The sequence below is a fragment of the Streptomyces griseicoloratus genome (genome assembly GCF_014534645.1).
In the GTDB taxonomy this organism is placed as follows: domain Bacteria; phylum Actinomycetota; class Actinomycetes; order Streptomycetales; family Streptomycetaceae; genus Streptomyces; species Streptomyces griseicoloratus.
Window position 1 is genome coordinate 123,180 of the sequence record NZ_JACVQF010000211.1, and the last position, 11,641, is coordinate 134,820.

The window sequence follows — 11,641 nt, forward strand, 5'->3', positions numbered from 1 at the left end:
GGGCGCCGTGGCTGGTGGGATCGAACAGATACGGCTCGACGACGGCACGGTCGTATGGGCCAGAGTCAGCGCGGCCGACGACGCGGCCGACGAGGACGGCTTCCGCGACACCGGGGTGCGCGACCGCGTCATCGACATGGCGGGCGGCCTGGCCGGCACGGTCGGCGGTGTCGTGCGCTCCCTGCGCGCCGGGCTGGACACCCCGGAGCCCGTGGAGGTCGCCGTCAGCTTCGGGATCGAACTGTCGGCGCAGGCCGGCAGCGTGGTGGGCGCCATCGCCGGAGGCGGCGGGACCGCCTCGCTGACGGTGTCCCTGACCTGGACGGAACCCGCCCGGCAGGCCGGCGTACCGGGACCGGAACCGGAAGGCGGTGGTGCCGCCGTCCCCGGGCCGTCGGCCGCCGGTGCCGCATGAGCGCCCTCGAAGATGTGGTGCGCCCCTCGCTCGCGCGCATCGTCGCACCGGGTGACGGGTATGCACCGGACCGTGGCGAGTACTGGGGATCGGGGTTCTTCATCGCTCCGGGCTGGCTGCTGACCTGCGCCCACGTCGTGGGAAAGGGGGGAGCGGAGGTGTGGCGGAGTCGCAGTCCCGTGGGTGTCACCTGGCAGGGCGGCACCACCACGGGCGAAGTCGTGCTGGCCAAGCCGCGGCCGGAGCCGTCCCGGACGGGCCGCGGCCGCTGGGACTTCCCGGACATCGCGCTGGTCCGGGTGCACGGCGCGGACGACGCCCGCTGCGTCTGGCTGAGCGACCGCGCGCCGACCATCCCCGCGCCGGTCGGACTGCACGGCTGGTCGCGGCAGACCGGCGCCCTCGGCATGCGGCACGGCATCGGCGAGGCGAGCACCCTGGACGGCAAGGCCCTGCTGCTCACCGGCAGCCTGCCGGTCGAGGGCGTCTCGGGCGGACCCGTGGTCGACCGGCGCTACGGCTCGGTCATCGCCATGAACAAGGGCGTCGGACGCACCGAGGGAGCCGCCGTACCGATCACCGCGCTGCGCGAGCTGTACGACGTGCGCGGCGGCGACATCCTGCACACCGTCATGCGCGAGCACGACCTGCACCACCTCGCGCGCTTCACCCGCCCCGGCCCGGACCCCGACTGGACCCGCACCCAGGCCCGGCTGCGCGGCCCCGGCGCCCCGGGGCTCGCCCCCGCGCTGCGCGTCCACCTCTACGGCCACTTCGCCCACCTGCCGCCGCCCGACGGCCCGGCGGACGTCACCGACCTCGTCCAGGAGGTCAAGTCCCGGGTGGTGCAGGAGGACTACCGCTCCCCGTTCGCGCACGGACCGCGCACCTGGCGGGAGGGCGCGGGCCTGCTGCACGGCCTGCGCGACCTGAGCGACAAGGGAAGCCGGCCCGAACTGGACGTGGACGCGGTCCTGCTCTACGCGGCCAAAGTGGCCCGGCACACCGCGCTGGAACGCGCCGCCGACACCGAGCCGGAGCGGCTCGGGCGCTTCACGCGGTGGATCGAGGAGCAGGCGACCCTGTACGCCCACGCGGCGATCCGCGAGGACATCGACGGGCTCCTGTCCGGCCTGTGCGAGCGCGCCGCGGGGCGGCCGGCCGGCCCCGTCCTCGTACGCGAGGAGCCGCCCCGCGCCGGCGCCGACGTCCTCCTCGACATCGGCGAACCCGTCTACGGCGAGCGCTATCCGCTCAGCGTCCGCCTCCTGTACGACGGCCGGGACGTCACCCCCGTCTACAGCAACGACCTCGGGGTGCGGCGCCACGAACTCCAGCAGTACCTGAGGGAACCGCTCGCCGAGGCCCTGCGGCTGGGTGACCGCGGTGAACACCTGGCCGTGGTCGAGGCCTTCCTGCCCCGGGCCCTGTTCGACGAACCGCTCGACGAGTGGCGGCTCGTCGCCGACGACACCGACGACGCCGGTGACGACGAGGACGCCGACCTCTTCGACGAGCAGTCCATGCCGCTCGGACTGCGCCGGACGGTCCTCGTCCGGGACCGCCGCCGCAACGCCCGCCCGCCCACGCCCGAATGGCGCCGCCGCTGGACGGGCGCCGTGCGCGGCCCGCTGACCGGCGTACCCCTGCGCGGAGAGGCGACGGACGGCGGGCATCCGCCCGACGGCCGCCGGGAGAGCAGACTCGCCGCGTACGGCCGCCTGTCGAGCAGCGGCGACGCCTGCGTCCCTGTCTTCTGCGGTCCCGTCGGCAGCGGCGCCGGCCGGGAGGCCATGGCCGTCGCCCTCGCGGCCGGGCACCCCCTGGTGCTGTGGCGCAGGGACGGACACGACCACGACGAGTGCCGGGCCTTCCACCGCAGCGCCGCCCGACTGCTGGGGCTCGCCGGCCGCGCCGAGGGCCTGCACCGCCACGTGCGCGACCTGCGCATCGGCGTCTCGGACCCCGAGAACGCGCTGAGCGAGGGCCTCGCGGGCAGAATCGCCGTACTCTACGACCCACCCGATCGTCCGCCGTACGGAACGGAGATGATGCGGCCGCCTCCCATGGCCGGCCCGGCACCCGCCTAGCGAACCGTCAGTGTCCGTGCCCGACAGGGCGTTCGCCGACCGGAAGCAACACCGTACCGCCCGGGAACCTCGGCAGGCCCGGCTGCCGGGCGGTAACGTCGTACGTCGAACCGCCCGGGCCCGCTGCAAGATCACCAGAGCCGGAAGGAGCCCATGGTGAACGACTGGCGGATCTACCGCGGAGTGGGTCAGCCGCACGACGGCCTACAGCGGTTACCGGAGCCGCCCCCCTGGCGCGACTTCGCACGGGCGCGGGACGGCGGCACGCAGACCGGTCCGGAGGACCCCAGCAGCGCCCGCCGGCTCGGCGTCCGGCGCCGCCTCGTGGAGAACTACGCGCCACGGCCCGCCGAGGTCGACGCGGTCAACGCGGCCCTGTACCTGCGCCGCCCGCTCCTCGTCACCGGCAACCCCGGCACCGGCAAGTCCACCCTCGCCTACGCGGTCGCCCACGAACTCGGACTGGGCCGGGTGCTGCGCTGGCCGATCGTCAGCCGGACCGCGCTGCAGGACGGCCTGTACCGCTACGACGCCATCGGCCGCCTCCAGGACGTCCAGCTGGAGCGCGCCCGGGGAGCAGCCGATGCCGAGGCGCCCGGAATCGGGGCCTACATCCGGCTGGGACCGCTCGGCACCGCGCTCCTGCCGTCCGAGCGGCCCCGGGTGCTGCTGATCGACGAACTCGACAAGAGCGACCTCGACCTGCCCAACGACCTGCTGAACACGCTCGAAGAGGGCGAGTTCGCCATCCCCGAGCTGGAGCGCGTCGCCGACCGGGAGCCCGTCGTCGAGGTGCTCACCCACGACGGCGGACGGGTGGCCGTGCACGGCGGCCGCATCGCCTGCACCGCCTTCCCGGTGATCGTCCTGACCTCCAACGGAGAGCGGGACTTCCCCGCCCCACTGCTCAGGCGCTGCGTCCAGCTGGAACTGGAGCCGCCCGGCGAGGAACAGCTCACCGCCATGGTCGAGGCGCACCTCGGCGAGGAGGGCGTCGCCGCGGGACAGGAGCTGATCGGCCGCTTCCTCGACCGCGACCCCGGCGAGGTGATGGCCGCCGACCAGCTGCTCAACGCCCTCTTCCTCACCCAGCACACCCCCCACGCGGAACGGCTCACCCGGGAGCGGATCGCGGACATGCTCATGCAGCCGCTCGACCGGTCGAGGTGAGGGCCGGATGCATGGGGCGCCCCTGGACGAGCTGATCGGCAGGCTGCGCCGTGCCGGCCTCGACCTCACCGCCGAGGACGTCGCGGACGCGGTCTGGCTGGCCCGGCGGCTCGGCGGGGCACCGCCCCGCGCCGCCGACCGGCCCGGACCGGCACCGTCCGGTTCCTCCGGGAGCGGGCCGGACACCCCGCCGCCGCAGGCACCGCCGGCACCCGGCACGGACGGCGCACCGCGGCCGGCCGCGACCGGCCCCGCGCCGTCCGTGCCGGTGCCGCTGCGCACCCCGGTCGGCACCACCGGCCGGCCGCACGGCGACGGCGCACACGCCACCTTCCCGGTGCGCGCCCCCGCCGCCACGGCGCTGCCCGGCCTGCACGGCCTGGAGAAGGCCCTGCGCATCCTGGGCCGCTACCGGGTCACCGCCGCCACCGGGGACGGCGGGATCGACGAGGAGGCGACCGCCGAGCGCGCCGCCGCCGGCGGCATCGTGCTGCCCGTCCTGAAGCCCGCCCGCAGCCATCGCTGCGACATCCGGCTCCTGATGGACACCGGCCCCGCGATGGCCGTGTGGGGACAACTGGTCGAGGAGCTGCGGCAGGCCTGCCAGCAGTCGGGCGCCTTCGCCGCCGTCCGCGTCCACCACCTCTACGCCGACGCGGCCGGAAACCCGGTGATCGGCACGGCCCCCAGGCCCGGCCGCCGGCCCCGGCTGCGCTCGCCCGACGAACTCCACGACCCCACGGGCCGCTCCGTCACCCTGCTGATCAGCGACTGCGTCGGCCCCCTGTGGCAGAGCGGCGGAGCGCAGCGGCTCCTGCGGGACTGGCCGCGCTCATCCCCCCTGGCCGTCGTCCAGCCGCTGCCACCCCGCCTGTGGGGCCGTACGGCCCTGCCCGCCGAACCCGGACTGCTTCTCCGGCCGGCCGAACTCGGCGGACGCCTCGTCTTCCGGCCGGACGAGGAGCCGTGGGAGGAACCCGACGCCGCCGCCACGGCCGTACCGGTGCTCCAGCCGACCCCCGAGGCGTTCGAGACCTGGGCACGCCTGCTGTCGGGCACCGGGCCCACCAGCGAGCGGGCCTGGGCCGCCTGGACGAGGCCCGGCACCGCGCCGGCCGTCCCCGTCGCCCCCGGCACCGCCGCACGCAGCGACGACGACCTCCTGCGCGCCTTCCGGGCCACCGCCTCGCCCGGCGCGCTCCGCCTCGCCGTGTACCTGGCCGCGGCACCGCTCACCCTGCCCGTCATGCAGCTCGTCCAGCGGGCCATGCTCCCCGACACCGGGCCCATGGAACTGGCGGAGGTCCTCCTGGGCGGGCTCCTGCGCCAGGTGCCCGGCACCGAGGAGCAGCCGTGCTTCACCTACCCCGGTCGGGTGCAGGACCTGCTGCTCAGCTCCCTCGACCAGGACGCGGCCGGACTCGTCCTCAAACACTGCTCGGCGTACGTGGAACGCCGCTTCGGCAAGGGCACCCGCAACTTCGCCGCACTCGCCGCCGTCCGGCTCGCCGGCCACGACTCCGGCGACGACACCGGGCCGCTCCCGGACGACCCCGGACCGCGGAGCGCGGACAGCGCCGAGTCCGAGCTGTTCGCCCGCATTCCCGCCCGCGTGCTGCGCTTCTACCTGCCCGACCTCGCGACACCCGAGCCCGTGACGGAGGCGGAGCGGCTGCTCGGCCAGTGGCGGACGCTGGCCGACCCCGACGTGCTGCACCGGGCGAGGGAACACGCCGAGGCCGCGGTGCGGACCGCGGACGCCGCCGCGGTGCCGGACGACGGCGTACGGGCCCGGCTGGTCCTCGGCCGGGTGCTGCGCGCCGAGGCGGACACCGTGGCGGCCCGCGCCGGGGAGCGCCGGGCGGAGCTCCTCGCCTCGGCCGCGGAGGAACTGGCCGCGGCCCACCGCGCGGCACCGGCCGACAGCACCGCGCAGGCGGAGGCCGCACTCGAACTCGCCGCCGGACTGCACGCGTTGTGGCGCGTCACCGGCGACCCGGCCCACCTGACGGCCGCGCTCACCGTCCTCGCACCCGACGCGGCGCCCTGGCCCACGGCCGCCCGCCGGGCCGCGACGCCCACCGGGGCCGAAGCCGCGCCGGAGCACGGACGCACGGAGACCTGGCGGACCGCCCACCGGACCCGGCTGCTGCGCCGCGGCCGGCTCCTCCTGGACCTGGGGCGCCACGGCGAGGCCGCCGCCGACCTGCGCCCGGCCTGCGGCCTGCTGGAGGACGCCGGCGCCTCCGCCGCCGTACGCAGCCGGGCCCTGCTCGACCTGGCGCGGGCACTGCGCGGCGCCGGATCGGACGAGCAGGCGACACGGGAGGCGCTGCTGCGCGCGGAACAGGCCGCAGGCGACGACCCGGCCCTGCGGCTGCCCTGCCTCGCCGCCCGCGCCGCGTTCCACGACACGGCGGGCGAGACACGGGAGGCCGACGAGGCCTACGAGACGGCCGTCATGCTCGCCCCCTCTGAGAGCGCCCGGCGCGGCGAACTCCTCACCGCCTGGGGCGAGTCGCTGCTGCGCCGCGCCTCCCGCAGGGACGGCGCGGGCCTGGTGGACCGCGCGGAGTACGTCCTGCGCGAGGCGCTGAAGGCCCTGCCCGCCCGCTCCGCGCAGCGGGGCCGGCTGCAGGCACTCGTCGGCAGCGCCCTCGCCCAGCGCTTCCGCCACCTGGGCTTCCTGCCCGACCTGTTCGAGAGCCGGCACCTGCTGGTCCAGGCGGTGCGCGCGGCGGCCGACGTCGGCGTGCGCGCCGAGGCGTGGCTGCAGCTCGGCAGGGTGCGGCTCGAAGGGTGGTACCGGGCCGGGGCACCCGTCCTGTTCGAGGCGTTGCAGGCCTACGAGAACGCCGAGCGCGAGGCACAGGCGGTGTACGGCGTCCGGCCGGGGTCCGTGACGGCGGCGCGGGCACGGCACGGTCGCGGGACGGTACTGGTGCTCCTCGGCCGGCCGAACGCCGCCGGGGCGGCCTACCGGGCGGCGCGGGAGCAGTGGCAGCGGCTCACGGGGGCGCTGCGGGACGTCGACTGGGACGACGTGCAGCTGACCCGCCGCGCGGAGGAGGAGCTCGCGGCGGGACGGGCACCGGTGGCACCGACCCGGGCCATGCCCGAGGAGGAGTGGAGGCGGCTCGCACCGCCCTGGCACCCGTGGGAGCAGCAGGCCAACTCGGCCGAGTTTGAACACAGTTGATCCTGGCGGGGTTTCTGCTCCCGGCCGGTCGGGAAGAACTGGGCAACTGTTGACACTGCGCGGGGCGGACATGGGTGGGGAGGAGCCGAGGTGGCGGAGCAAGTGAACACGGTGGCTGGTTCCGGCGGGGTCGCCGGTCGGACCACGCTCCTGCCCGGCCTCACCGACGTCGACCTGCGGACATTGCGTGCCATGGACGAACCGGCCCTCATGGCGGCTGTCGAGCAGGTCTTCGAGGGAGCCCGCGGGCCGGACGAGATCTGGTACTCCGACGAGGGACGGAAGCGCGTATTTTCGGCCGGACTCGTGCCGACGGGCGAACCTCCCCAGGAGCCGGCCTGATGGCGATTGCGCCATCCGAGATCCTGTCGGAACTCGCGAGTACCCGGCCGCGGCCGGCAGCCGTGACGGCACTGCGTGCCGCGGTCCACGCGCGTCGCATGCTGCTCGTCAAGTCCCTGCTGGTCAGGGTCGACCGGCACGGCCCCGCCCTGACCCCCGCCGCGCGCCGGCGATTCGAGCAGGACTGGGCGACGCTGGAGCGGACGGAACGGGCGGACCCCGCGGCGGTCCGGGACGTCCTCGACTACCCCATGACCGGCGCCTGGCTCACCGAAGCCCTGGCCGCTCCAGCGGGCCCCGAGTTCGAGAGGCACCTGGCGCACCTGAGCGGCGTGACCGCCGCCGCCGTCGTCCGCGCCGGATGCGAGGTCGACCGGACCCTCACCGTGCCGGCCGGAGCCCTGACGCTGCCCGGCATCGGCGTGCTGAGCTGTCCCTCGGGCCGCGCCCGCCTGGTCGGCCGGGACGGCCGCGTGCGCATCGTGGACGGGACGGGTGGCACCGGCGTGGTGCTGTCCCGCCCGGAAGCCGACGGGACGCCGGTCGCGGAGCGGCCGGAGAGCGAGGACGCGGGGTGGTCGGGGCTGGGGACGTTCCCGGGCGGCACCGTCGTCCTCGACGACCTGGACCCCTACCGGGTCCCGGCACCCGGGATAGGGCCTTCGGCGCTTCCCGCGGCCGAGCGCCACCCCTCCGCCCGTCGCCTGTGGTTCGAGCGGTGGCGTGCCGCCCAGGCGTTCATGTCGGCCGCGGACCCGGACCGAGCGGCCGAGATCGGGGCGGTGCTGCGGGCCGTGGTGCCCCTGGCGCCGCCCCAGCCCGCGGACGGGGCGCCGGTCAGCGCGACGCTCCGAGCCGCTCCCTGTGCCGTGCTGACCCAGTTGCCCGCCGGAGGGCGGGAGCTGGCGGAGTCGCTCGTCCACGAGACCCACCACACGAAGCTCGCCGCCCTCAACGAGCTCCTGCCCCTGTGCCGTCCGGACGGGACCGCACTGCACCACGTGGGCTGGCGTCCCGACCCGCGGCCCGTACCGGCCGTCCTCCAAGGGGCGTACGCGCATTTGGCACTGACCGACTTCTCCAGCCGGATGCTCAGGGGCTGTGTTCTTCCGTCGGCACTGCGGCGGTGGGCCGCGGGGCAGTTCCCGGACTACCGCGAACAGGTCGGGAAGGCCTTGTCGATCCTCCGTGAATCCGATGAACTGACCAGTGCGGGACGGGAATTCGTCCGTCGGATGGCCCGGCATCACGAGATCCTCGGGATGACGGCCCGGAGCTGCGTGTAACGCTCCGGGGCCGGGTGGCTGCGTTAAGTTATGCACGATCTGTCCGAGGGTGCGACAGACGCCGGAACAGGGAGCGGCAATGGCGGAACAGCGGCGGTCGGCCGACAAGGGTGCGCCGGCACCAGAGCACTTCCTCGTGGTCTTCCCGGGCTATCACCGCTCATGGGCGGCGTGGATCGCGCAGACACTGGAACGCCACGGCCACCGGACCACCCTGCAGCGCTGGGACCCGCCGCGTGAGGTACCCCTGGAGGACGCGCTCGGCGACCTGCTGCTGTCGAGCGGACGCGTGCTCCTGGTCCTCAACGACTGGTTCTTCGAGCTCGGTCCGCGTCCCGCGGGTGAATGGAACGACGTGCTGCGCGGATTCGTCGCCGCCCACGCCGACCGGTTCTGCGCCGTGAACCTGACCAACCGACCGCTGCTGCCCGCCACCGCGGTCCTCGAACCGGCCAGTCTGTGGGGGCTGAGCGAGGAAGCCGCCGAGGAGCGGCTGCTGAGCCGCCTCGGACTGGAACGCCGCCGCGTACCGAGAGTGCTCCCGGCCCGTGTCCGCTACCCGGAGACACGATGCGAGATCTGGGGCGAGGTGCCCCGCCGCAACCCGCGGTTCACCGGCCGCGACGACCTGCTCACCGATCTCCACCAGCGACTCGCCGACGCCGAGCGCGGTGCGGCCGCCTGCACACTGCTCGGCATGTCCGGCATCGGCAAGACACAGCTCGCCGCCGAGTACGCTCACCGCTTCAGCACCGACTACGACCTGGTGTGGTGGGTCAACTCCGACGACCGCAACATCCAGCGCGACCGCCTGGGCGAACTCGCCGTGGAACTCGGCCTGCCCATCGGCAGCGAGCCCGGCGAACGCATCCGTGCCGTGCGCGACTCCCTGCGACGCGGTCAGCCGCACGCCAACTGGCTGCTGGTCTTCGACGGCTGGGACGACATCGACTCCGTCAACGCGCTGCTCCCGCAGGGCCCCGGCCACGTGCTGGTGACCTCCCGCAACCGCGCCTGGAGCGAACACACCGACGTACTGGAGGTGCCGGCCTTCGTGCGCGTCGAGTCCACCGGCTACCTCATGCGCCGGGCCCCCCACATCACCGCGGACGAGGCGGACGAGGTCGCCGCCGAGTTCGGGGACGTGCCGCTGCCGCTGGTCCAGGCCGCCTCCTGGCTCGGCGAGTCGCGCATGGAGGTGCCCGAGTACCTGCGGATGGTGCGTGAGCGCAAACTGTCCACGGTCGACGAACCCGCCACCGGCGAGGGGTTCCCCCAGTCGTCCATGACCTCCTGGTCGATACTGCTCAACCGCCTCCGCAACGCACAGCCGCGGGCCATCGACATCCTGGGGCTGTGCACGTCGTTCGCGCCCGGGCGCATCCCGCTCGGCCTCATCCGCGCCTACCCGCAGGCCGACCTCCCCGAGGGACTCCGGTGGATGGCGAGCGACCTGCCCGCCTGGACGAAGGCGCTCGACACCCTGGTCAACTACTCGGTGCTGACCCGCGAGACGCGTGGCCCGGCCGGTGTCGAGATGGGCCCGCACCAGGAGTCCGTGCACATGCACCGACTCGTCCACGACATCGTCTCCAAGCTCATCAGCGAGGACGGCCGTGCCGTCCACCGCAGGGCCGTCCACACCCTGCTGGCCCAGGCCGACCCGGGCAACCCCATGGACAGCAGGAACTGGCCCCGGTACGCCGAACTGCTGCCGCACCTGGAGCCCTCGGGCGCGCTGGGCAGTACCGATCCCCGCGTCCAGGAGACCGTGCTGAACTGCCTGCGCTACTGCTTCCGCAGCGGTGAGTACACGGCCGGTCTGGAACTGGCCCAGCGGGTCCGCGACCACTGGGCGCAGACGATGGAACCGCTCGCCCAGCCCATGCTCGACCTGACCACCCAGGAGAGCAACATCCTCCGGGCCGGCGGACGGTTCCGCGAGGCGTACGAGCTGGACCGCGGCGTCCTCAAGAAGCTGCAGGCGGCCGACCGGCACGACGATCTCGGTGAACTGAACACCAAGGGCGCCATGGCCAGCAGCCTGCGCCAGCTCGGGCGGTACGAGGAGGCGTACCGGTTGCAGCAGGAGGTCCTCGACGGCAACGTGCGACTGCTCGGTCCGGACGAGGTCACCACGCTCATCGACCGGCACAACCTCGGCGTCAGCCTGCGGCTCCTCGGCAGGTACGCCGAGGCGTACGAAGTCGACCTGGAGGTCCTCGCCCGGCGGGAGAGCGTGCTGCGGGCCCGGCACATCAGCACCCTCAACTCGGCCAGCGGCGTCGCCGAGGATCTGCGTCTCCTCGGCCGTTACCGCGACGCGCTCGCCCGGCAGGAGCCGGTGGTGCGGATGCACGTACAGGTGCTCGGCGCGCAGCACCCCCAGACGCTGGAGGCGCGCTCCCGGCTGGCCATGTGCTACCGCAGAGAGGGCGGCCACACCCAGGACGTGGGCCAACTGATGGCCGGGCTCATGGAGCAGCTGGAGCAGGTGCACGGCCGCGAGCACTACCGCACCCTCGCCTTCATCACCAACTACGGCAACTACCTCCGCGAGCACGGCGACCTCAGCCAGGCCCGCGACCTCATCGGGGAGGCCGAGGTCGGCTACCGTGCCCTCCTCGGCCCCGCCCACCCCGTCGCGACCGGCATGCTCGCCAACACCGGGCTGGTCATGCAGGTGGCCGGTGAGCGTGCCGAGGCGATGTCGATGTTCGAGTCCGCGCTGGCCGGTCTCACGGCCACGCTGGGCCCGGACCACCCCTGGGTGCTGGGCTGCGCGCTCAACGCCGCGAGCGCGCGGAACTTCAACGGCCGGATCGCCGACGCCGTGGAGCTGAGCCGGGACACGCTGCGCAGGGCCCGGCACATGCTGGGCCACGAGCATCCGCTGACGCTGTCCTGCCAGGTGGCGCTGGCGGCGGACCTGCGGGCGGGGCGGGAGCAGGAGGAGGCCGGGAAGCTGGAGGAGGACGCACTGCTGGCGCTGACCCGTACGCTGGGCGCCCAGCATCCGCACACCCTCTCCGCCCGCCAGCGCATCCGGCCGTACTGGGACTTCGAGCCCTATCTCGGCTGAACCACGGAAAAGCCGGACCACGGAGAAAGGGGCCCGGCCCCGAGTCACGAGGACTCG

7 protein-coding genes are annotated in these 11,641 nt (G+C 74.5%); all 7 read left to right on the top strand.

The features are described 5' to 3' along the window. Positions 1 to 7 precede the first annotated feature (7 nt). The 7 genes from H0H10_RS25085 to fxsT all read left to right on the top strand — a co-directional run bounded on the left by H0H10_RS25085 (position 8) and on the right by fxsT (position 11,584). Positions 8 to 415 (top strand): CU044_2847 family protein, encoded by a 408-nt coding sequence (locus H0H10_RS25085; RefSeq protein WP_309141886.1) that lies wholly within the window; start codon positions 8 to 10, stop codon positions 413 to 415. Continuing rightward, positions 412 to 2,505 (top strand): VMAP-C domain-containing protein, encoded by a 2,094-nt coding sequence (locus H0H10_RS25090; protein WP_188183359.1) that lies wholly within the window; start codon positions 412 to 414, stop codon positions 2,503 to 2,505. Before H0H10_RS25085 ends, H0H10_RS25090 begins: the two co-directional genes overlap by 4 nt. A 156-nt stretch (positions 2,506 to 2,661) precedes the next feature. Beyond that, positions 2,662 to 3,675, top strand: a complete 1,014-nt coding sequence (locus H0H10_RS25095; protein ID WP_188183423.1) for an AAA family ATPase — start codon at positions 2,662 to 2,664, stop codon at positions 3,673 to 3,675. Positions 3,676 to 3,682: 7 nt separating this feature from the next. After that, positions 3,683 to 6,874, top strand: a complete 3,192-nt coding sequence (locus H0H10_RS25100) for a tetratricopeptide repeat protein (protein WP_188183360.1) — start codon at positions 3,683 to 3,685, stop codon at positions 6,872 to 6,874. Between the two features lie 90 nt (positions 6,875 to 6,964). Next, the gene (locus H0H10_RS25105; protein WP_188183361.1) at positions 6,965 to 7,216 is read left to right on the top strand and encodes an FxSxx-COOH-like cyclophane-containing RiPP peptide; all 252 of its coding nucleotides are present in this window, start codon (positions 6,965 to 6,967) and stop codon (positions 7,214 to 7,216) included. Next, entirely contained in the window at positions 7,216 to 8,502 is a 1,287-nt protein-coding gene (locus H0H10_RS25110; protein WP_188183362.1) for an HEXXH motif domain-containing protein, read from the top strand. The genes H0H10_RS25105 and H0H10_RS25110 overlap by 1 nt, the downstream gene beginning before the upstream one ends. A 79-nt stretch (positions 8,503 to 8,581) precedes the next feature. Beyond that, positions 8,582 to 11,584, top strand: a complete 3,003-nt coding sequence (gene fxsT / locus H0H10_RS25115) for an FxSxx-COOH system tetratricopeptide repeat protein (RefSeq protein WP_188183363.1) — start codon at positions 8,582 to 8,584, stop codon at positions 11,582 to 11,584. The last annotated feature ends 57 nt before the right edge of the window (positions 11,585 to 11,641 follow it).